The 22325-nt window shown below is 41.7% G+C and carries 25 protein-coding genes and 1 other RNA gene; 22 read left to right on the top strand and 4 right to left on the bottom strand.

Features of this window, described 5'->3' with window-relative positions; translation table 11 throughout:
* Window positions 1–61: 61 nt before the first annotated feature.
* The 6 genes from ACSVDE_RS07805 (at window position 62) to ACSVDE_RS07780 (ending at window position 4839) form a co-directional block, all read left to right on the top strand.
* Window positions 62–631 (top strand): DUF1273 domain-containing protein, encoded by a 570-nt coding sequence (locus ACSVDE_RS07805; RefSeq protein WP_439300360.1) that lies wholly within the window; start codon window positions 62–64, stop codon window positions 629–631.
* A gap of 101 nt (window positions 632–732) precedes the next feature.
* Window positions 733–1041, top strand: a complete 309-nt coding sequence (gene gpsB, locus ACSVDE_RS07800; RefSeq protein WP_439300359.1) for a cell division regulator GpsB — start codon at window positions 733–735, stop codon at window positions 1039–1041.
* Window positions 1042–1127: 86 nt separating this feature from the next.
* Window positions 1128–1522: RNase P RNA component class B (gene rnpB / locus ACSVDE_RS07795), an RNA gene on the top strand.
* 231 nt (window positions 1523–1753) lie between these two features.
* Window positions 1754–2902 (top strand): THUMP domain-containing class I SAM-dependent RNA methyltransferase, encoded by a 1149-nt coding sequence (locus ACSVDE_RS07790; RefSeq protein ID WP_439300358.1) that lies wholly within the window; start codon window positions 1754–1756, stop codon window positions 2900–2902.
* Window positions 2903–2958: 56 nt separating this feature from the next.
* The gene (locus ACSVDE_RS07785) at window positions 2959–3144 is read left to right on the top strand and encodes a hypothetical protein (protein WP_439300357.1); all 186 of its coding nucleotides are present in this window, start codon (window positions 2959–2961) and stop codon (window positions 3142–3144) included.
* 171 nt (window positions 3145–3315) lie between these two features.
* Window positions 3316–4839 carry a carboxypeptidase M32 gene (locus tag ACSVDE_RS07780; protein ID WP_439300356.1) on the top strand — a complete coding sequence of 508 codons (1524 nt, stop codon included), beginning with the start codon at window positions 3316–3318 and terminating at the stop codon, window positions 4837–4839.
* Between the two features lie 25 nt (window positions 4840–4864).
* Here the strand turns inward: ACSVDE_RS07780 and ACSVDE_RS07775 are convergent, their stop codons facing one another.
* On the bottom strand, window positions 4865–4990 hold the full coding sequence (locus ACSVDE_RS07775; RefSeq protein ID WP_439300355.1) for a hypothetical protein: 126 nt from the start codon (window positions 4988–4990) through the stop codon (window positions 4865–4867).
* A 201-nt stretch (window positions 4991–5191) separates the two neighbouring features.
* Between ACSVDE_RS07775 and ACSVDE_RS07770 the strand changes: the two genes are divergently transcribed.
* From ACSVDE_RS07770 to ACSVDE_RS07750, 5 genes are all read left to right on the top strand, one after another.
* Complete coding sequence (locus ACSVDE_RS07770; protein WP_439300354.1) at window positions 5192–5602, top strand: CoA-binding protein; 411 nt, start codon at window positions 5192–5194, stop codon at window positions 5600–5602.
* A 280-nt stretch (window positions 5603–5882) separates the two neighbouring features.
* Complete coding sequence (parE, locus tag ACSVDE_RS07765) at window positions 5883–7856, top strand: DNA topoisomerase IV subunit B (RefSeq protein ID WP_439300353.1); 1974 nt, start codon at window positions 5883–5885, stop codon at window positions 7854–7856.
* A gap of 4 nt (window positions 7857–7860) precedes the next feature.
* The gene (gene parC / locus ACSVDE_RS07760; RefSeq protein WP_439300352.1) at window positions 7861–10296 is read left to right on the top strand and encodes a DNA topoisomerase IV subunit A; all 2436 of its coding nucleotides are present in this window, start codon (window positions 7861–7863) and stop codon (window positions 10294–10296) included.
* 451 nt (window positions 10297–10747) lie between these two features.
* The gene (locus tag ACSVDE_RS07755; RefSeq protein WP_439300351.1) at window positions 10748–11626 is read left to right on the top strand and encodes an alpha/beta fold hydrolase; all 879 of its coding nucleotides are present in this window, start codon (window positions 10748–10750) and stop codon (window positions 11624–11626) included.
* An 82-nt stretch (window positions 11627–11708) separates the two neighbouring features.
* Entirely contained in the window at window positions 11709–11927 is a 219-nt protein-coding gene (locus ACSVDE_RS07750; protein WP_439300350.1) for a hypothetical protein, read from the top strand.
* 36 nt (window positions 11928–11963) lie between these two features.
* Here ACSVDE_RS07750 and ACSVDE_RS07745 read toward each other — a convergent pair whose 3' ends face one another.
* Window positions 11964–12125, bottom strand: coding sequence for a hypothetical protein (locus ACSVDE_RS07745; RefSeq protein WP_439302033.1), 162 nt, complete (start codon window positions 12123–12125; stop codon window positions 11964–11966).
* Between ACSVDE_RS07745 and ACSVDE_RS07740 the strand changes: the two genes are divergently transcribed.
* A complete protein-coding gene (locus tag ACSVDE_RS07740; protein WP_439301953.1) occupies window positions 12094–12276 on the top strand; it encodes a hypothetical protein in 183 nt (60 codons plus the stop codon). The genes ACSVDE_RS07745 and ACSVDE_RS07740 overlap by 32 nt on opposite strands.
* Window positions 12277–12317: 41 nt before the next feature.
* Here ACSVDE_RS07740 and ACSVDE_RS07735 read toward each other — a convergent pair whose 3' ends face one another.
* On the bottom strand, window positions 12318–13691 hold the full coding sequence (locus ACSVDE_RS07735) for an LVIVD repeat-containing protein (RefSeq protein ID WP_439300349.1): 1374 nt from the start codon (window positions 13689–13691) through the stop codon (window positions 12318–12320).
* Between the two features lie 270 nt (window positions 13692–13961).
* On the opposite strand from ACSVDE_RS07735, the gene ACSVDE_RS07730 reads away from it, so the two are divergent.
* Both ACSVDE_RS07730 and ACSVDE_RS07725 read left to right on the top strand, forming a co-directional pair.
* On the top strand, window positions 13962–14192 hold the full coding sequence (locus ACSVDE_RS07730; RefSeq protein ID WP_439300348.1) for a DUF3892 domain-containing protein: 231 nt from the start codon (window positions 13962–13964) through the stop codon (window positions 14190–14192).
* Between the two features lie 134 nt (window positions 14193–14326).
* Window positions 14327–14962, top strand: a complete 636-nt coding sequence (locus ACSVDE_RS07725; RefSeq protein WP_439300347.1) for an FMN-dependent NADH-azoreductase — start codon at window positions 14327–14329, stop codon at window positions 14960–14962.
* Window positions 14963–15010: 48 nt separating this feature from the next.
* Here the strand turns inward: ACSVDE_RS07725 and ACSVDE_RS07720 are convergent, their stop codons facing one another.
* Complete coding sequence (locus ACSVDE_RS07720) at window positions 15011–15199, bottom strand: hypothetical protein (protein ID WP_439300346.1); 189 nt, start codon at window positions 15197–15199, stop codon at window positions 15011–15013.
* 216 nt (window positions 15200–15415) lie between these two features.
* Between ACSVDE_RS07720 and ACSVDE_RS07715 the strand changes: the two genes are divergently transcribed.
* The 8 genes from ACSVDE_RS07715 (at window position 15416) to ACSVDE_RS07680 (ending at window position 22240) form a co-directional block, all read left to right on the top strand.
* The gene (locus ACSVDE_RS07715; RefSeq protein WP_439300345.1) at window positions 15416–15910 is read left to right on the top strand and encodes an SRPBCC family protein; all 495 of its coding nucleotides are present in this window, start codon (window positions 15416–15418) and stop codon (window positions 15908–15910) included.
* A 119-nt stretch (window positions 15911–16029) separates the two neighbouring features.
* Complete coding sequence (locus tag ACSVDE_RS07710; protein WP_439300344.1) at window positions 16030–16308, top strand: hypothetical protein; 279 nt, start codon at window positions 16030–16032, stop codon at window positions 16306–16308.
* A 134-nt stretch (window positions 16309–16442) separates the two neighbouring features.
* A complete protein-coding gene (locus tag ACSVDE_RS07705) occupies window positions 16443–16985 on the top strand; it encodes a sigma-70 family RNA polymerase sigma factor (protein WP_439300343.1) in 543 nt (180 codons plus the stop codon).
* Window positions 16982–17851, top strand: a complete 870-nt coding sequence (locus ACSVDE_RS07700) for a hypothetical protein (RefSeq protein ID WP_439300342.1) — start codon at window positions 16982–16984, stop codon at window positions 17849–17851. Before ACSVDE_RS07705 ends, ACSVDE_RS07700 begins: the two co-directional genes overlap by 4 nt.
* Before the next feature lie 145 nt (window positions 17852–17996).
* Window positions 17997–19016: a Gfo/Idh/MocA family protein gene (locus ACSVDE_RS07695; protein WP_439300341.1), complete on the top strand. Its 1020-nt coding sequence runs from the start codon at window positions 17997–17999 to the stop codon at window positions 19014–19016.
* Between the two features lie 16 nt (window positions 19017–19032).
* Entirely contained in the window at window positions 19033–20094 is a 1062-nt protein-coding gene (locus ACSVDE_RS07690) for a Gfo/Idh/MocA family protein (protein ID WP_439300340.1), read from the top strand.
* 19 nt (window positions 20095–20113) lie between these two features.
* Complete coding sequence (locus ACSVDE_RS07685) at window positions 20114–21262, top strand: Gfo/Idh/MocA family protein (protein WP_439300339.1); 1149 nt, start codon at window positions 20114–20116, stop codon at window positions 21260–21262.
* A 9-nt stretch (window positions 21263–21271) separates the two neighbouring features.
* Window positions 21272–22240 carry a sugar phosphate isomerase/epimerase family protein gene (locus ACSVDE_RS07680; RefSeq protein WP_439300338.1) on the top strand — a complete coding sequence of 323 codons (969 nt, stop codon included), beginning with the start codon at window positions 21272–21274 and terminating at the stop codon, window positions 22238–22240.
* Window positions 22241–22325: the final 85 nt, after the last annotated feature.

The following is a 22325-nucleotide window of genomic DNA, read 5'->3' as shown; positions in this document are numbered from 1 at the left end:
ATGGAAAATGTGATACACTAGAAGGGAGTCCATTTCCCTATAAGAGAAAAGGAGTCGAGGGATGATTAAAGTAGTAGCTGTGACAGGGTATAAAGCGCATGAACTCGGCATATTTTCAAATAAGCATGAAGCTGTACCATACATACAAGGAGTCTTGAGAAATCGTCTGATCCAGTTGATAGAAGAAGGATTAGAATGGGTGGTCATGACAGGACAGCAAGGGGTCGAGCTCTGGGCTGGTGAAGTTGTCCTGCAACTGAAGGAGCAATACCCAGAACTTCAATTGGCAGTCCTGACACCATTCGAGGAACAAGAACACAAGTGGAAAGAAGCATCGCAAGAATATTATCATCAGATTCTTGAAGGTGCGGATTTCGTGGACAGTGTATCCAAAAAACCTTATGAAAATCCGGGACAACTACAAGCATGTAACCAGTTCATCATTGATAAGACAGATGCACTTCTTGTGCTATACGATCCTGATCAATCAGGGAGTCCTGAATATTATTTGAAGACTGCGCACAAATATCAGGAAGCGGGTAACGAATATCCTATATTATCGATTTCTTTTTTTGATGTGAACGACTATATTGAAGAACAGAAATCAAACACAGAGGATTGGGCAACATAAACATTAGATGAATATTTCTTGGAAGTTGGTATAATGTTTGATAGAACTTAGCGCATTTCCTCATTATGATATTATAAAGTACTAACGGGGTGACGGTATATATGGATAACAACAAACGTGTTCAATTAACATCAAAGGAAATTTTAGAAAAAGACTTCAAGTCGGGCTTTCGAGGCTATGACCAGGATGAAGTCGATCAATTTCTCGATCTTATCATCAAAGATTATGAACAATTCCAAAAGGAAATCGACCGTTTGACAGAAGAAAACAATAAACTGCGTAAAGAAGTCCAACGTGCAGGAGAACAGCCAAGGCAGCAAAGCAACGGTGCTGGAATCACGAATTATGATATTTTGAAACGCTTATCCAATTTGGAAAAGCATGTTTTCGGTAGCAAATTGTACGATTGATCCAAGGCTACATTCGTTCTGGTTATTATTTACATTGAAAACGTGATGAGCGTCATGTATAATGGAAGTTGACTCTAGCGGTCATATCGTTTGGGTAATCGCTGTACCTCCTTTGAGAGGTATAGAGGAAAGTCCATGCTCGCACAGTCTGAGATGACTGTAGTGTTCGTGCCTAATGAATTCATAAGTTAGGGTACTCTGGTCAAGACTGGAGTAACGGCAAGGAAAACACCTACGTCTTCGGATATGGTGTGAATACTTTGAAAGTGCCACAGTGACGAAGTCCTTCAGGAAACTGCAGGAGTGGAACGAGGTAAACCCCACGAGCGAGAAACCCAAATTACGGTAGGGGAGTCTTCTCGGAGGAATTGAACGAAGAGAAGAGCAGATGTTGGAGAACATCTGGAGATAGATGATTACCACCCACGTACGAGGAGCCTTGCTCTGCATGAGTACTGGGAACAGAACATGGCTTACAAAACGATAGACCGAAAGCCCACTTAAAAGGGCTTTTTTTTATTTTGTCGTTGATTTTCATAGAAATTCACTCCCTTTCCAAAGTTGACCGTGGGAGGATTGTGAATTTCCTTTAAATCACCTTTTTAGAATGACCCTTGAACTGTTATTCAGTATTATGTTGTTGGATTTGAAGCATTTTTGCATGTTTCGGGTATAATGGGAATGAACATACATAGGATTGGAGTCTTTATTAATGAATTTAACGTTGATTGCGACTGCAGCAATGGGGCTGGAGTCCATCGTAGCAAACGAAGTGAAAGCACTTGGATATGAAAACGTACAGGTTGAAAACGGGAAAATCATCATCGAGGCAGATGAGCGGGCCATTCCACGATTGAATTTGTGGCTAAGGACGGCTGATCGGATCAAAGTGCAAGTCGGCTCGTTCAAGGCACTTTCCTTTGAAGAGCTGTTCGAGAAGACGAAAGCCTTACCATGGGGAGATTACTTACCAGAGGATGCAGAATTCCCTGTCATCGGACGTTCAGTGAAATCCAAACTATTCAGTGTATCTGATTGTCAGGCGATTGTGAAGAAGGCGATTGTCGAAAATATGAAGGAAACGTATGGTGTTTCTGGCTGGCTCCCAGAGGACGGTGCGTTTTATCGTGTAGAAGTCGCTTTGCATAAAGACATCGCTACACTCACGATGGATACAAGTGGTGAAGGACTTCATAAACGTGGGTACCGCTACTTGCACAATGAAGCACCATTGAAGGAAACATTGGCAGCGGCATTGATTCAATTGACGAATTGGCGAGCTGATCGACCTTTCCTGGATCCATTCTGTGGTTCTGGCACCATTCCGATTGAGGCGGCGATGATCGCGAAAAAAATCGCACCGGGGCTCAATCGAGAATTCGCTTCTGAAAATTGGTCCTGGCTTGATAAAAAACTTTGGTATCAAGCAGTTGAAGAAGCCCACGACGTGGCTGACTTCGACCTCCCTGTAGATATCATGGGTTGCGATATCGACCATAAGATGATTGAGCTGTCTGAGAATAATACAGACGAAGCGGGATTAAAGGGAGACATCACATACAAACAAATGCAGATGAAAGATTTTCGCACCAAGAAAGAGTACGGATATGTGATTGGAAACCCGCCGTATGGAGAGCGTCTGAATGAACGAGATTACGTAGAAAAGCTTTATCGTGAACTAGGCGAGGTGTTCGGTGCACTGGACACATGGTCGCTCTATATACTCACATCACATGAAGGTTTTGAAGGCTTGTATGGCAAGAAAGCTTCCAAGAAAAGAAAACTGTATAATGGGGATCTTAAATGCCATTATTATCAATACTTCGGGAAAAAACCGCCAAGAAAACACGTCGAGGTTTAAGGATGACGGAAACCACCCATACTAAGTTAAGAAAGACTTAGAAGGGTGGTTCCTTTATGTACGAACGATTCACAGACCTCGAAAGGGTTTCGAAAGCGATGAAAGCGCTCGAACATATCAACAATGGAGATCCTTGTTACACGGAAACCTGTCAGCAAATTAAAAATCAATTGCACCAGGCCATCTCACATGAAACAGGTTACCACAGTGGAATGAGCCAATACTCCAACTTATACGATTGAAAAAGGAAGTGTCTGACCTCCCGAGGGACCAGACACTTTTTTAAATTTCACGTACCGTACTTAATTCTAAAATTATTAAAAGATGTTGGTCCTTAAAAGGGTTTTTTCGATTTTCGTCTAATTAGTAGGATGGAGCACTTTGATACTGGTATATAGAAGGGATTGTTACATATGACGAATACAACAGTACATAAGTCAGAACAAAAGTTCCATGAGCTTACACAACGAATTACAAGCTATAACGAAGCAATCGGTCTTATGGTATGGGATTTAAGAACAGGGGCACCTAAAAAAGGTGTAGAACAACGTTCAGAAGTAATCGGAATGTTATCATCTGAAGTCTTCAAGTTGTCCACATCAGACCAAATGAAAGAATGTCTGGATGCCTTATCAGATGATTCTTTACATCCGAATTTAAACCCGGTCACTAAACGTGCCGTTGAAGAGGCAAAACAAGAGTTTGAACGGAACAGAAAAATTCCGGAGGCGGAATACAAAGAATATATCATTACCCAATCCAAAGCGGAGAATGTATGGGAAGAGGCAAAAGCAAACTCTGATTTCTCCATGCTTCAACCTTATTTGGAGAAGCTCGTCAATTTCAAAAAGAACTTTGTGGGTTATTGGGGATATAATGAACACCCTTACAATACATTGCTTGACCTGTACGAACCAGGTGTTGATGTCAAAACGATCGATCGCGTCTTCAATCAATTGCGTGAAGCAATCGTACCGCTTGTACAGGACGTAGTCGCTTCCAAAAATCAACCGGATACCTCCTTTTTATTTGATCACTTTCCGGCAAGTCAACAGGAGGCATTCAGCATGCATGTCCTAGAGCAAATGGGGTATGATTTCAAGGCTGGGCGATTGGACACGACGAACCACCCGTTTGCAATCGGTTTGAACCCTGGGGATGTCCGTGTTACCACGAAGTATGATGAGAAGGATTTTCGTACAGCTGTATTCGGTACCATCCATGAAGGCGGGCATGCACTTTATGAGCAGAACATCAGTCAAGACTTGATTGGAACACTATTATGTACAGGTACCTCCATGGGGATCCACGAATCCCAATCCCTATTCTGGGAGAATTTCGTTGGACGAAACTACTCTTTCTGGGAAAACAATTATGATACGTTCAAATCCTATTCAAACGGTCAGTTCGACAACGTATCGATGGATGATTACTATAGGGCCATCAATGTTGCCGGACCATCATTGATTCGTATTGAAGCAGATGAGATGACATATCCGCTCCATATCATCCTTCGTTATGAAATCGAAAAGGGACTCTTCAGCGATCAAATCCAAGTGAAGGACCTTCCTGAAGTTTGGAATGACAAGATGAAGGAGTACTTAGGAATAGAACCGAAAAATGATGCAGAAGGTGTACTTCAGGATATCCATTGGTCTGGTGGAGACTTCGGTTACTTCCCGTCTTACGCACTAGGCTACATTTATGCTGCACAGTTGAAAAATGCAATGTTGAAAGACATCCCTGACTTCGATCAAAAACTGAAGGAAGGCAACCTTCTTCCAATTAAAGAATGGTTGACGAAGAATGTGCATCAACACGGTAAAATGAAAAAACCGATTGAAATCATCAAAGAAGTGACAGGAGAAGGATTGAACGCAGAACATTTAATCCAGTATCTGTCCGATAAGTACCGAGGCGTTTACAAAATCGGCTAAACTTAAAGAATCCCCATCTCCTCCTTTAGAGGTGGGGATTTCTTTGTTGGATCTTCATCAAGATCTCTTCTTTTTCTTTTTCATCGATGATGGATAATACATTCAGCAAACAAGTATAGTATGATAACTTCTTCTTGATATGGTTAGACATGAATATTCCCTCCATTTTTTGCATTAGAGCAACTTATTTAGTTGATTACAATATATGTTGCTGTAAGAAAAAGTGGAACCAACAAGTGCCTGTAATAGCAGGAAATCCATTACATCACCACGAATATTATATGGAGGATGTTTGAAAAAGGGCGTTTCGTGAAAGGTTAGAATTAAATACATTTCAATGGGAGTGGTATCAATGGCTTTTCAAAATCCAGATCAATCGAAAATAAAAGACATTCTTCAAACGAAAAAGAGAATCGCTGTTGTTGGGTTATCTGATAAACCCGAAAGGACATCTTATCAGGTTTCCAGCTACATGAAAGACAACGGTTATGAAATCATTCCTGTCAATCCGACAATTGAAGAAACCATGGGGTTGAAAGCTTACCCATCACTTAAAGATGTGGAAGGTCCTATTGATATCGTAAATGTTTTCAGACGTAGCGAAGAACTTCCGGCCATTGCTGAAGAGGCGAAAGAGTTACAACCTGATGTGTTCTGGGCGCAATTAGGGATATTTAATGAAGAAGCTGCGAACATGCTAGAAAATACAAAAACGACAGTCATCATGGATCGTTGCATTAAGGTTGAACACGCATCCATGTAAACGTAATGAACCACTCCACGCAGAGTGGTTCATTTTGGCTTTCAAAAGGAAAATTGAATGAAAACCACTCAAAACGGGCAAAACGAATGGTAATATAAGATTAGAACGGCTTAAGCCTTATGATATAATGGTTCATTGCAGGCATGAATAAAAGATAATAGATGTATAACCGATACTATTGATGAACAATGTAACAAGTAAAACGTTGTATGTGAACAAATGTTCTGATACGATACAATTAAAAAATGTTTGTCTGAGTTTTGAAAGGGGCACGAGGGTTTTGGCTACAAGAGAACAGCTTTCATATAATGATGATGCCATTCAAGTTCTGGAGGGTCTTGAGGCTGTCCGCAAACGACCTGGTATGTACATCGGAAGTACAGATAACCGGGGATTACACCATCTCGTATATGAAATCGTAGATAATGCAGTCGATGAAGCATTGGCTGGGTATGGGAATGCCATCACTGTCAAGATACATAAAGATAACAGCATCAGCGTCGTGGATGAAGGACGTGGGATGCCAACAGGTATGCACAAAACAGGTAAACCGACACCAGAAGTCATCTTTACCGTCTTACATGCCGGGGGGAAATTCGGTCAAGGTGGATATAAAACAAGTGGTGGACTACATGGTGTGGGTTCATCTGTCGTCAATGCACTTTCGGAATGGTTGGAAGTGACCATCCATCGAGACGGCGTCATATACCATCAACGGTTTGTGAATGGTGGAAAACCAGCAACGACGCTCGAGAAAATCGGTACAACTAGAAAAACCGGTACAATCGTACACTTCAAACCGGACCCGAGTATTTTCTCTACAACGACATACAACTTTGAAACGTTAAGTGAGCGTCTTCGAGAAGCTGCTTTCCTTTTGAAAGGCATGAAGATCGAATTACATGATCTAAGAGATAATGATAATGAAAAAGTGGAGTTCCAATTTGATACGGGAATCGAAGCATTCGTCAATTATTTGAACGAAGAAAAAGATACCTTGCATCCTGTCGTCTCTTTTCAGGGATTCCAGAATGCCATAGAAGTCGAATTCGCTTTTCAATTCAATGATGGATACTCCGAGAACATGCTATCCTTCGTCAACAACGTACGGACGAAAGATGGTGGAACGCACGAGTCTGGTTCCAAAACGGCAATGACACGCGTGTTCAATGAATATGCACGGAAAACCGGACTTCTGAAAGAAAAAGATAAAAATCTTGATGGTTCGGACATCCGAGAAGGCTTAACTGCCATCGTGTCGGTTCGGATTCCTGAAGAGAAACTTCAGTTCGAAGGTCAGACGAAAAGCAAACTAGGTACGAGCGATGCTCGATCATCCGTTGACGCGGTCGTTTCAGAGCAGCTCAACTATTTCCTTGAGGAAAATCCGAAAGTAAGTGAGATGCTCGTTCGTAAAGCTGTCAAAGCTTCTCAGGCACGTGAAGCCGCTCGCAAAGCACGTGAGGATGCTCGGAACGGCAAAAAGAAGAATCGTAAAGATTCCATGCTGAGCGGTAAGTTGACGCCAGCATCATCTCGTAATGCTAATAAGAATGAGCTCTATCTCGTCGAGGGGGATTCTGCAGGCGGATCTGCCAAGCAAGGGCGCGACAGACGATTCCAAGCGATTCTTCCGCTCAGAGGTAAAGTCATCAACACCGAAAAGGCTAAGCTTGCCGATATCTTCAAAAATGAAGAGATCAATACGATCATCCATGCCATCGGTGCAGGTGTCGGGGCTGATTTTACGATAAAAGATTCCAATTATGACAAAGTCGTCATCATGACAGATGCCGATACAGACGGCTCCCACATCCAGGTATTGCTGTTGACCTTCTTCTATCGTTACATGAAACCGATGATTGAAGCCGGTAAAGTGTACATCGCCTTACCACCGCTCTATAAAGTGAGCAAAGGAAAAGGCAAGAAAGAAGTCATCGAATATGCATGGGATGAAGACGGCCTCAAACAAGCCATCAAAAAAGTCGGAAAAGGATATACGATTCAACGCTACAAAGGTCTTGGTGAGATGAATGCGGATCAGTTATGGGAAACGACGATGAACCCGGAGACCCGTACACTCATCCGTGTGAAAATTGAAGATATCGCGAGAGCGGAACGTCGAGTATCCGTATTAATGGGCGATAAGGTCGAACCGAGACGTAAGTGGATTGAATCCAATGTCGCTTTTGGACTGGATGAAGAAACCAACATCTTAGAAAACGAGAACTTGGCTGTAGTTGAGGGGGAGTAATGTTTTGGCGAATGCAGAGAAATATTTAGATTTACCATTAGAAGATATCATCGGCGATCGTTTTGGCCGGTATAGTAAATACATCATTCAGGAACGTGCACTACCAGATGCGCGAGATGGCTTGAAACCTGTACAACGACGTATTCTTTATGCCATGTATCAGGATGGCAATGTGTCAGATAAACCGTACCGGAAGTCGGCTAAAACAGTCGGTAACGTGATCGGGAACTTCCATCCACACGGCGATACGTCTGTATATGATGCGATGGTCCGTCTCAGTCAAGATTGGAAAGTCAGGAACGTCTTGGTTGAGATGCATGGAAATAACGGTAGTATTGACGGGGATCCGCCAGCTGCGATGCGTTATACCGAAGCAAGGCTATCACCGATCGCTTCCGAACTGTTAAAAGACATCGAGAAAAATACCGTTGATTTCACACCGAACTTTGATGACACACAAGAAGAACCGGTCGTCTTACCGGCACATTTTCCTAGCTTGCTCGTCAATGGTTCCACAGGGATATCTTCCGGTTACGCAACTGAAATTCCACCTCATCATTTAGGTGAGGTCATTGATGCTGTGACCATGCAGATCGACAATCCGGAATGCACCGTGGACGAATTGATGACGGTCATCAAAGGTCCTGATTTCCCAACTGGCGGAATCATCCAAGGCGTGGACGGCATTAAACAAGCCTACGAAACAGGTAAAGGAAAAATTGTCGTCCGTGCAAAAACTGAAATTGAGGATCTACGAGGTGGACGTCAGCAAATTTTGATTACCGAAATTCCTTATGAAGTGAACAAGGCGAACCTCGTCAAACGTATGGACGAGCTTCGATTGGATAAAAAAGTGGACGGTATTTCTGAAGTGCGTGACGAGACCGATCGTACTGGTCTTCGAATCGTAGTGGAATTGAAAAAAGAAGCGGATTCACAAGGGGTATTGAATTTCCTCTTCAAAAATACTGATCTGCAAATATCGTATAACTTCAACATGGTTGCGATTCACAACCGTACCCCACAATTGATGGGCTTGAGACAATTGATTGATGCTTATATCCAGCATCAGCGTGAAGTGGTCACGAACCGCTCCAACTATGAGCTGAAGAAAGCACAAGATCGTCAACATGTCGTTGAAGGTTTGATCAAGGCCATTTCAATCTTAGACGAAGTGATCTCCACGATCCGTGGTTCGAAAGATAAGAAAGATGCTAAGCAAAACTTGATACAACAGTTTGAATTCACGGAGCCACAGGCAGAAGCCATCGTAACGCTCCAGCTTTACCGATTAACGAATACGGATATACAAACACTCGAAAAAGAAGCGGAAGAACTGAATAAGCGGATTCAAGAATTGCTTGCCATTTTGAACAGTGAACGTAAGTTGCTCTCCGTTATCAAAAAAGAATTATCAAGAGTGAAGAAAACGTATGCAGATGACCGAAGATCCGTCATAGAAGCGGAAATCTCTGAAATCAAAATCAATTTGGAAGTCATGATTCCATCAGAAGATGTCGTCGTTTCTGTCACGAAAGAAGGCTACGTGAAGCGTACGAGCCCCCGTTCTTATGCAGCATCTAATGGTGAACCGCCTGGGATGAAAGAGACCGATCGGGTTCTGAGAACGTTCAACGCCAATACGACCAACACGATGTTGATCTTTACGAACAAAGGGAATTACTTGCACATACCTGTTCACGAGCTGCCGGATATTCGTTGGAAAGATGCCGGTCAACACGTCACGAACATCGTTTCGATCGATCGAGACGAATACATCATCGATTCAATGGTCATTGAAGAATTCAAAAGCGATGAGTTCATCCTGTTCTTTACAAAAAATGGCATGGTGAAGCGAACCGAATTGAGTAATTATAAAGCACAACGATATTCGAAACCGCTCATGGCCCTTAAATTGAAAAATGATGATGAGTTAGTAGATGTCTATATTACAGATGGTCAGCAAGAAGTCTTCATTGCTACACGAAACGGTTATGGTCTCTGGTATGAAGAAGAAGAAATCAGTATCGTTGGACAAAGAGCGGCAGGTGTCAAGGCGATCAATCTAAAAGATGGTGATTATGTCGTCAGTGGCTTTATCAAGGATAAGGAATCGAAAACAGAGATGGTGTTGGTTACAAATCGCGGCGCCGTCAAGAAAATGCGATTGGAAAACGAATTTGAGAAAACAACCCGAGCGAAACGTGGCGTAGTCATGCTACGTGAGTTGAAAAACAATCCACATAGGGTGGTTGAAGTCATACATGTCCAAGACAAGGATTATATCATCATGAAGGCAGAAAAAGGGAAGGAAGAAACCGTTGATCCTGCACAGCTACGTCCAGCTGATCGTTATAATAACGGTTCCTTCATGATAGATGTCACTTCAGAAGGCCCAGTTACGGAAGTGTGGAAAGTGGAAAGAGAAGAAGAGGAATAACATAGTATGTCAGGCTACCTATGTATTTAGGTAGCTTTTTTTCTTATGAGGTTTGTTAAACTAGATACATATCCTGTAATTCGTAAGGGGGGATTCGTTTGGACATTTTTTCAATTCTGATCGGGGTTGGTGTCTTTTTCTTTATCATTTTTCTTGTAGCGATTTCCGCTTCGATTAAAAATCGAAATAAAAACTAGATAGAGGTTCTTTTGTAGTAAGAAGGAACTGTTCGGCAAAACCTAGCTCTAATTTCGAGAAACACATTCCTAATATCGAGAAACGCATCCTTATTTTCGAGAAACGTACAAGGATTTTGGCAAAAAGAACACTTGTATTCGAGAAACAAGCTCTTATCTCACCCCAATTTGCGGTTAGTTTCAATAGGGGTTGTGCAAGTAAATTATAGCGTCCGTATATTTATGTAAAACACTAGGGAATGGAGAAAAAGACGTTGGGAAAGTCAATTTATAAAAGCTTAAAAGGTAAAAAACACATTGAAGAACACTATGAATCGTATATGGCTTCCTTTGAACATGAATTCGAGCGGGAACATGTCATGACACGGTTTGGAAATACACATGTTTTGGTAGGTGGACCTTCTGATGGGAAACCTCTTTTCATCTTACAAGGGGGCAATTGCATCAACCCGATGACATTGTCCTGGTTCTTGCCATTATTGGATATATACAGAGTATACGCTCCAGATACAATCGGACACCCCGGTTATAGTGACGAAGTACGTATATCTGCCAAAGATGATAGTTTTGCAATTTGGGTAAGTGACTTGATGGATCATTTCGGAACCACTAGTAGTGCGTTCATTGGCCCCTCTTATGGTGGAGGGATCATTTTACGGTTGGCTACCTATTTTCCAGAGCGGATTAAAAGTGCAATATTGGTTTCTCCAGCAGGCATTCGCTTGGGATCCAAGTACGATATGATAAAAAGGATTCTCATACCTCTTCTTATGTTCCAGATGACTTCTTCAGACACCTATTTGAGAAGGATAACGGATACCATGTCTGATCACTCCATGAAAGAGGTAGATCATAAAATTATCGGTGATATTTTCAAGCATCTTCGATTAGAACAAGACATGCCGAAACTTACTTCGAGGGACGATCTAACGAATTTTCATGCCCCTACTATGGTCATTGCTGGGATCAATGATGTTTTCTTTCCGGAAAAGAATTTAAAAGCTGAAGCTCATGAAATCATTCCTAATCTGAAATCTTTCATAGGGTTTGAAATGGGACATTTTCCTTCGGGTGATCATCTCATCGAAATGAACAAAGAGATCATGTCATTTTTACAAGTTCACTACTCATGATGACGAGATATGGAGGTGGAAAGCTTGTTCCAAGCAGTATTCATAGACAGGGATGGAACGATAGGGTGATCGATGGACTGATATGGTCGCTGCAGAGGATGCAGGTTGTTATAAGATCTTAGTCAAGACCGGTTCAGGTATGGATGCTTCTGAAAAATACCGAGGTTCGAAGTACTATGGGAAATGGGGAAAGGTAACTCCGGATGTGATAGCGGAAGACTTTGTGAGCGCAGTAGATTGGATCGTAAATAAGGGAAAGAAAGATGGTTACCACACAAAGGGAAAAATGAAGGCAAAATGATCCTCTTTTTCGTTATTACATACTAGTAAAATCAACTTAGAACAACTGAATTGTTTGAAAGGATGTTTCTTTGAAAAAATCATTTTTATTTGGCATTTGTTCATTATCAATATTAGCAATCACTTTGTTTTTTGATGTATCGTTGTTCTTCAAAATATCAGCAATCATGAGTGTTGCTACCATTGCTTTATCTGGCATACTATTAGGTTCATTTGTTCGGAGAACGAGAGATGTACAAAGCGGAGATGCGGATGAAGATCGAAGAAATCGAGAACTTGGCCAAAATGTCGTCTTATTTGGATTGCCCTTTATAGCAGCTACAATTTTTACAACGTTTATCATTTATTAAACAGTAAAAAGCTGGCCATTAAGCCAGCTTTTTAAATAAATTTATTTGTTATTGCTGTTATTCTTCAATAGAACTTTGAGACCTTGTCCCATATCTGAAGCTAGAATGTAATTCTGATCAACAAACACTCCCCAGAAGAAAGCCTGTTCAGGTACATATTGACCGATTTGTTCGGGATTCGCCGGGTCTGTAATGTCTACAGCCCTTATCCCTCCTGCATAGTGAGAGAGATAGAGGGTGTTACCGTGAACCTTAGGATCGTGGACGGTATTTGCAAAAGTAACGCCATCTTCTACATGATCCACGAGATCCGTTTTGAAAGTACTAAGCAGTTTAGGATTCGTTTTATCCTTTATATCAAAAATCCGCGTATAGCCATACGATCTTTCATAACCTTCTCTTGTAGGGTGGTATACTTCTCTTGTTTCAACCAACACATTCCCACCTTTTGCAAGCGCAGAAGAGTGAGCCGCTCCTTGTACATCTGGCCCGAAATCGGTTCTGCCAAGATACTCAACATCATATGGATTTGAAATATCTAGAATGATTGTACCTAGATCCCAGAACGAAAGGAATGCCGTTTTACCTGTCTGATCCGTCATTGTACTATGGTTGAATGCAGGACGGGTTTTTCCGTCTGGTGCATGCCAGTGATATCCATTGAAGTCCTCCGGAACCTCTTCAATCATCCTTGGGTCGAATTCATAAACCGTTTGTGGATTTGAAGGATCTGTGACATCTACTAATGCGAAATCCTTCTGTTCTCCATGCGTATAGTAATCTGCATAAGGGTTAGCGGTCAATACGACTGGTTTGTTCCCTTGAACAGTCAAGTATAGTTCATGTGTGCCTCGTACTCTTTTATCAAGCTCCCAGAATCCAAGCTTTTTCGGGTTGTGTGGATCGTTTACATCATATAAAAGGAAACCACCCTTTGAAAGCGCATTGTTGACATTTAGCTGTTGTACACTTACAACCGCTAAATCTCCTTTGAAATAAGGGGTGTTGACCGTTTTAACAATGACTTTTTCTTGCCATGTACCAGGAATGTCGTCAGCAAACTTCGCAATTTCTACTGGGTTAGAAGGGTCCTTCAAATCGAAGATCCTTACTCCACCGTTCCCGCCACCAGAAGTATGGGTGCCCAGATATGCAAACCCTTTATGGGCATAAACATCAGCTGTGGAATTCTTTTTCCCGTTGTACTCTTTGATTTGAACAGCAGCCGCTTCATTCCAATGGTTGAGGTTCTTCGTTCCTTCCAACTTTGGAATTTTATTTAATTGTTCACCATCTTGTGCTCCCTTTTCTATGGACACATCATCCAAATTATCATGGGCCGAAATTGACGGAGATAACAAAGACAAGCTCATGATCCCTGCTAGTGCTACATTCGTGACAATTTTCTTATTCAAAATAACGCCTCCTTTTGTAAATACTTCCAACAAAATACCACAATACGTTTGAATTTTCAGCAAATTTCTGATAAATGAACCCATTAGCACGCCTTTCGTTTACAATAAATGGGAAATGCTGACTACTTCACAAATAATTTAACCAAATACATGTAAATAGACCTGATTCCAAAAAAGGAGAACAATGGCCAAGTACGTTATAAATTGAAAGGCTGTTTTTTATGCATATAAACCACAAACTCGCTCAACACTATGTTAGAGGAGGTTGTGATGATGGAAAAAGAACGATTTTCTGCTGTACGGAAAGACGAGAACGGAAATATCCAAATGTTCAAAACGAGTTTTGGAAGAGAATTATCTTACCCGGAAGCTATTCAAGAAGTCGATCAAGAGCGGATTGAAGGGGTCAGTGTCATCCGTGAAAAGGATGGGGAAACTTATATCCGCTCCAACCCGGATAACCGAAAAGACAATAATCTAGACGGTCTACCCATTTTTTAGGGCTGGTAAAAAGCCAGCTCTCTTTTCGTGCAAGCATATTTCTTTGCTTACTTTTTGTTAGGTGATATTATACTATATGTAAAATAAGTTACTAAATAAAAGTAACAAAATAACAATTATTAGGAGGAACCAACATGGCAGAAGTACTATACATTACTGCAAATCCTAAATCAGTGGAAGAGTCCCTCGGCTTAACCGTAGGGGAGGCATTCATTCAAGAATACCGGGAAGCCAATCCGAATGATGAGGTCATCCGCCTTGATCTTTATGATTACGATATCCCCTATATTGATACCGATGTTTTCAATGGGTGGGGCAAACTTCAACAAGGAACAGCTTATGAGGAATTGAGCCCAGATGAACAAGACAAAGTAAGAAGAATCAATGTACTTACCGAACAATTCAAGAAAGCTGACAAATATGTATTCGTAACCCCACTTTGGAATTTCAGTGTACCTCCAAAGATGAAAGCGTATATTGATACGATCTCTATTGCTGGGTCCACTTTCAAATATACAGAGAACGGACCAGTTGGTCTCTTGGATAACAAAAAAGCATTACACATCCAAGCACGTGGTGGTATATATTCAGAAGGACCTGCTGCAGAGCTTGAAATGGGTGATCGTTACATTAAAGCGGTCATGGGCTTCTTAGGCGTTGAAGATACAGACTCCATCATCATCGAAGGTCATGCCTTCATGCCGGAAAAAGCGGAAGAAATCAAAACCGCAGCATTGGAAAAAGCTAAATCTTACGCAACACAATTTTAATAAAAAGAGGTTGAACCTGTAATAGGCTCAACCTCTTTTTTGTTTATCTTATTCATCATGTGGTCGATAGGGTACTTGATCAAGCGGGACAACTAAGGAGTAGTCGTATCCAGAAGATTGTGATGGTACTGCACCGTTTTGATAATCCATGACTGAATCATTGAGTGGATTGTCATTCTTCACATTTTCGAATGTGGGAACATGATTAGACGGAATCTCTTTTTGATGATCGAACATTACTATCCTACCTCCTAATTCTGGAAGTTTATTTTCATTTATATTCCACACCAAGTGACCAATACCTTTATACAATATGGAATTTCATGATTTCTTATTCTTCTTGTCCATACCACTGGAATAAATTGCACAAGGTACAGTATTGTAAGTTAACGCCTGTTATGTTACCTTATAGTCACAAGTTACTTTTGAGTCACATTTTAGGAGGAGATAAAAGTGAACAAAGATTTTACAACGATTCTGGATATTCCGGTATCCAGTTCAGAACTCTACAAGGCGATTCACACTGAGGAAGGTGTACGGAATTGGTGGACGAAGTTTGCTAATATCAGTGAAGAGGTAGGAGGCATATCAGAGTTCAGGTTTCCTACAGCTGGATTTTATGTTGTAGCAGAGAATGATCAATTACAACAAAATGAAGTTGTGATCTGGAAAGTCATTGAGTCTCGACACCCTGAAAAGAGCGGGTTTAATGACCTAGAGGATTGGGTCGGAACAACTATCCGGTTTGAAATTGAGCATGTGAACGAAAAGGATTCCCGTCTTCACTTTGTCCATGAAGGCTTAACACCGAAACTGGAGTGCTACGAAGCTTGTGAAAACGGATGGGCGCACTATTTGAACAGTCTAAAGAATTATGTGGTCAATGGACAAGGTGAGCCTTACACAGATGATTCAGAAGACAACATCAAACAAAGTGGAAAGAAGTGAGTGTATACAGGGAGATGCTGTGATCAGCAGTATCTCTTTTTGTATTTTGAGCATAATCGAACACACATTTGCATTTCCGTGATAGAATAAACGAAACACCAATGAAAAGGGGGATTCACGTGCCGCAATTTCTGTTCAAAGTGGTAGAAGTGGAAACGTTGGAGTCGGAATCCGATGATCCCCGTCTTATCAATCGCGTTGCAATCGTAGACGCCGAGGTGATTGATAAACAATCTGGGGATACGATCTACAGAGGCAATTTCGACGTTTTGTTCAATGAAGATGGCGTTTACCCTTCCATAAAAAAAATCAATGCAATCAATGTACCTAAATACATAAAAACGGAATTACTCTTTCAATCCAAACGCTATATCAAACGCTTAAGAAGATGGCTTTAAGTAAGGGCTCGTCCGAGAAGTGATTAACACTTTCTATGGATGGCTCTTTTTTTATGGAAAAAAATGAAACCATTTTGTAAGTCCCTCGTCTAAGTTACGATTTTAAACAATACAGAGAGAAAGGGGTGAATCAAGTGCCTGAATTGGAAGAAGGACGCTCTAATTATACAAGGGATGAAACCATTGTCTATCTTATGGACGAATACGGTGACATGGTGAAGAAACTGGCATTTACATACGTCAAGGATATCAGCCTTGCAGAAGATATTGCACAGGATGTCTTCATCAGTTGCTATCACCACTTACATCAATTTGAAAAGCAATCCAGTTACAAGACCTGGATTTATCGGATAACGATCAACCGTTCATTGGATGTCCTTAAGAGTAGTCATTTTAAAAAATGGCTGCCTTTTAAAGTCGAACGACACAAAGCCGGAAGTGATCTAACACCTGAATTAAAGCTCATCCAAAAAGACGAAAAGAAGTTGATAACTGCATCCCTTCTGGGTATCCATCCAAAGTACAGAGGAATTCTTTATATGTTTTATTATGATGGATTGAAAATCAGAGAGATCAGTGTGATTACAAAGCTAAAAGAAGCGACCGTCAAAACCCGGTTAAGCCGTGGGAAGCAATTATTGAAACAGGAACTTGAAAGGAGAGGTTTAGAGCTATGAAGAACGAACAGTTTGATAACCTCAAAAAACGGTTGGATGATGAAGTTTATCGAGACCTGAAATTTTCTAAAACTGAAAAAGATGAGGTGATGATTCAATTGAAAACGGATCAAAGAAAGAAAACCCGTCCTATTGTCAGATGGAGCATGAGTGTAGCAGCCATTGTAACTTTGTTGTTGTTCGGAGGGATTTTACTTACCCAAGGGTTAGATTCAACAGAAAAAGCAAATCAGCAGACGACCGAACCTTCAGAAGAAACGCTTGCTTCAGATGATACACAAAAAGATCAAACCAAAGAAGATGTCACAGATGATGCGGTGAGCGCAAGTGGGAATGGTTTAAATAAAGAGTGGAAAGATGTATCCGATTTTCACAAAAATGATCCGGAAAACGATGCTGCAGCTCATAGTCTTGGGGAGTTCATACAACAGTATGCAGAAGAATTAAATGAACCTGTTCCAGTTCAATATGAGGATGATCCAGTTTATTACAGATGGCTCGCTGCAACCGTTTCAAGTACTGATCTCAGAAATAAACTTGTGGATGGTGAAGCGATTGAAAAAGATTTCAAAAACTTATTCGATTTAACACTCATCATCCATTGGGAACAGATCAACCGCTATTTACCTTTAAATAAAGAAGGAAATCCTATGGACTATCGCGATGAGTGGCTTGAGCCGAGCGATCGATTAATCCAAGCCATTGAATATTCAAAACAGCTAACCCACGATTTGAACGTGGTAATCAATAAGGATGGGCAAGGAGAAACTTACGGTGTTGCCCATATGCTGGATGGCGAAAAAGCAACGGAAGTAGAACAATTCATTCAGGCGGAAGAATTTAAAGACATGTGGATTGAAGACTAAATAATTTTGCATAGAGTACCGAAAATAAACCGCTTCTCATATGATGGAGCGGTTTTAAATTGTTTGTAAAATTCTTAATCTTGACAACTTTAGCGGATTAAAATAACCTAACCACATACGTTTTCAAAAATGAGGAGGTATCCAATTGATTCGTGTTGCTTTGTTAAGTAAATGGCATGTCCATGCAAAAGATTATGCACGCGAAGCTAGCGAGATAGGAAATATACAGATCAAAGTGGTCTGGGATAACGATGTGGACCGTGGTTCTGAATGGGCAAACGAGTTGGATGTTCGATTCGAAGATAATCTGGAGAATGTCCTCAACGATCCAGATGTTGATGCGGTCATTGTGAGTACTGCGACAAATCTACATAAAGAAGTGATACTAGCTGCTGCAAAGCACAAGAAACATATTTTCACAGAAAAAGTTTTGGCATTCACAGTTGAAGATTGTCAGGAAATTTATCAGGCGGTCAAGGAGAACCATATTGAATTGATGGTATCCCTACCAAGATTGAAAGACGATTATTACTTATATGCGCAAGACGTCGTTGACCAGGGACTCTTGGGTGATTTGACAACCATTCGCTGTAGGGTTGCTCACAATGGTGCCGTTTCTCAGGAGGGTCATCCGAACGGATGGTTGCCATCCCACTTTTTCAACAAAGAACAATGTGGTGGGGGTGCCTTGATTGACCTAGGAGCCCATCCCATTTATCTGACGAACCGTCTAGCAGGACCTGTAAAATCAGTCATGGGTCAACTGCAGCAAACAAAAGGTTTTGAGGTGGATGACAACGCAGTAGCAATTGTTGAATATGATTCTGGAGCGATCGGTATTTTGGAAACGAGTTTTATATCGACTGGAAGTCCTTTTCAGCTTGAGCTATATGGAACAGAAGGTACCTTGTTGATTGAAGACCGAATGATTCGGCTGAAATCTCTACAGTATGGTGAGGATTGGCTAACGCCAGAGGAGCTTCCACGACCAGACGAGACACCTATGGAGCAATGGGTGAATGTAATCCAACACGGAGTGCCTACACGCATATTGGAATCTGATGTGATGGCATTGACCATGGTTAACGAAGCGGCAAAAATCTCCCATGAACAAAACCGGAGAGTCTTAACGAAGGAACTGAGCAATACCATAAAAAATGCATGATCAGGAGGGTGTCCCAATGACGAATAAATTGAAAGTAGCCATAATCGGCGCTGGTGGAATTGCACAAGCCGTACACATCCCTAATTATCTCAAATGTAGTGACCGCATCGAAATTGTAGCAATTTGTGATGTTGTTCCAGAAAAAGCTCGTGAACTCGCAAGTGAAGTGAAAGCTCCTTACGCTTTTTCTGACTACGTAGAAATGTTCAATATGGTTGAAATTGATGCAGTGAGCATTTGTACACCGAACAAATTCCATTACCCTGCAACGATGGCAGCGATTGAAGCGGGATGTCATGTGCTCTGTGAAAAGCCACCTGCAATGACGGTCGAGGAAGCGGCTGAAATGGCAGAAGCAGCAGAAAAGGCAGGCAAAATCCTCACTTATGGATTCCATTACCGTCATGCACCGGAAGTCGAAGCATTAAAACGATTCATCGACCATGATGAGCTGGGGGAAATCTATGCAGCCAATGTACGCGCCATGAGACGGCGTGGTATTCCGGGCTGGGGTGTTTTCACCAATAAAGAGTTGCAAGGTGGTGGACCGCTGATCGATATCGGAGTACATATGCTCGATACGGCACTTTACCTTATGGGATACCCAGAACCAGACACGGTGTTCGGAGTAACTTATCAGAAGCTTGGGAAGCAAAAAGGCGTCGGACTGATGGGACCCTGGGATTGGGAGAACTTTACGATTGAAGATATGGCACGCGGCATGATCACCTTCAAGAATGGTGCGTCCATCCTTTTGGATTCCGCATTCGCTGCTAATGTGGAGAAACATGATGAGATGAACGTGACACTTATGGGAGATAAAGGGGGAGCGGATGTCTTTCCGCTAAAAATTTATCAAGAAAAGCATGACGTGTTAATTGATACAACACCTTCTCATCTTCCTGTAAAAGGGCATCACGAACTTGAAATCGAACGATTCGTTGATGCTTGCTTGTCCGGCACACCAACGATCAGCAATGGGAAAGAAGGGGTCTTCCTACAGCAAATCATCAATGGCCTTTACGAGTCTGCCGAGAAAGGTGAAGCCGTAAAAATCGAATCGATCATCAAAGTATGACTAGAAGGAGGAGAGGCAGATGAATCGTTTGAAAGCCGGCATCATCGGGACAGGATTTTCCGCGATGTCACACTTGGAAGCGGTTAAACGCCTTCCAAACGTTGATGTAGTCGCCATCGCTTCAAGCCAGATGGAGAAAGCGAAAAGCGTCGCACAACACTATAATATCGATAAAGCATATGACAATGTGTCTGATCTGATTCAAGATCCTGATGTGGATGTCATTCATAATTGCTCTTCGAATCAGCTTCATTACCCATTCAATCGGGCAGTTTTAGAGGCTGGTAAACATCTATTATCAGAAAAACCATTAGCCATGAACGTTGAAGAATCCAATGAGCTCTTAGAACTGTCTAAGAAAGTGGGAAGTGTGAGTACAGTCTGTTTCAACTATCGTCACTTTCCTATCGTGCATGAAATGAAAACTCAATTAAGTACCGGTGAACATGGCAGAATGAATCTGGTATATGGCGGGTATGTGCAAGATTGGTGTTTATATGAGACGGATTACAGTTGGAGAATGGATCCAGAAAAAAATGGTCCTTCCCGTGCCATTGCAGACATCGGATCCCATTGGTGTGACACGATCCAATATGTCACAGGTCAAAAAATCGTGGAAGTGTTTGCAGATTTGAAAACCGTGCATCCTGTTCGTAAAAAACCAAAGCAAGAAGTGGCGACCTTTGGAGCCAATCAAACGGCTGAAACAGAAGACGTGAACATTGGAACAGAAGATTACGGCAGTGTACTCGTCCATTTTAATAATGGGATGCACGGGGTTTTTACCGTATCGCAAGTAAGTCCGGGACGTAAGAACAAGTTTTATTTCGACATTACGACGGAGCACACCACCTTCTCCTGGGATCAGGAGAAGCCGAACCGTTTGTGGATTGGAAAACGGAACGAAGCGAATCAAGAGCTGGTGAAAGACCCAGGTTTGCTTTCAACAGGTGCTGCAGACTTAGCGCATTATCCAGGCGGTCATCAGGAAGGATGGCCAGACGGGTTGAAAAACTTGATGATTGACTTTTACAGTACGATTGAAGGAAATAAAGGTAGAGATGCTTCATTTGCAACCTTAGAGGATGGTCATCGTATCATGCTACTGATTGAGGCAATACTCGAAAGTCACCAAACGAAAAAATGGGTCAAAATATCAGAACGGTAGGTGAATGAAATGAAATTAGGTGTTTTCACCGTATTATTTGGAGATCAATCTTTCGAACAGATGTTGGATCATGTGAAAAATAACGGGCTACATGCAGTTGAGATTGGGACAGGCTGTTATCCAGGGAATGCACATTGCAATCTTGATGAATTGTTGCATGATGCAGCAGCAAGAAATCATTATTTGAGCCTTGTAAAAGAGCGTGAATTGACAATCAGTGCATTCAGTTGTCATGGGAATCCATTGTCTCCAGACAAGAATTTCGCACACGAATCCGATGAAACCCTTCGTAAGACGATCAAATTAGCTGCTCTCATGGACGTTCCCGTCGTAAACTGTTTTTCGGGTACAGCGGGAGATGGGGAAGGGGCAAAGTATCCGAATTGGCCAGTTACACCTTGGCCGGGTGAATATCGGGAGGTTTATGAATGGCAATGGGAGAACCGGTTGATTCCTTATTGGAAGGAAATCGGAGAAATAGCTGAAGCGCATGATGTGAAAATCGGCCTAGAACTCCACGGAGGATTCATGGTCCATACACCCTATACGATGCTGAAATTAAGAGAAGCGACTTGTGACGCTATAGGTGCGAACCTCGATCCAAGTCATTTGTGGTGGCAAGGAATCGATCCGGTTGCAGCCATCAAAATTCTCGGTGAAGCGAATGCCATCCATCATTTTCATGCGAAGGATACATACATCGATCAAGATAATGTCAATATGTATGGTCTGACAGATATGCAACCTTATGACAATGTGAAAACTCGAGCATGGACGTTCCGTTCAGTTGGTTGCGGTCACAGCCTGGAAGTGTGGTCCAATATCATTAGTACACTTAGAATCTATGGATATGATCACATCATCAGCATTGAACACGAAGATCCAATCATGTCGATTGATGAAGGGTTCAACAGAGCTGTGGCGAACTTGAAAACGGTCTTAATTGAAGAAAAACCTTCTCAGATGTACTGGGTTTAGGAATCGTTCATCTGAAAAATCGCTCATAAGACTTATAACGGGTTTACTTCAGAGGTGCAAACAAGTAAATATTAAAGAGAAACGC

Source organism: Pseudalkalibacillus sp. Hm43 (genome assembly GCF_051842935.1).
Classification (GTDB): Bacteria; Bacillota; Bacilli; order Bacillales; family Fictibacillaceae; genus Pseudalkalibacillus.
Note: the sequence above shows the minus strand (reverse complement) of the source record. Positions and strands in the feature narration are given on the sequence as shown.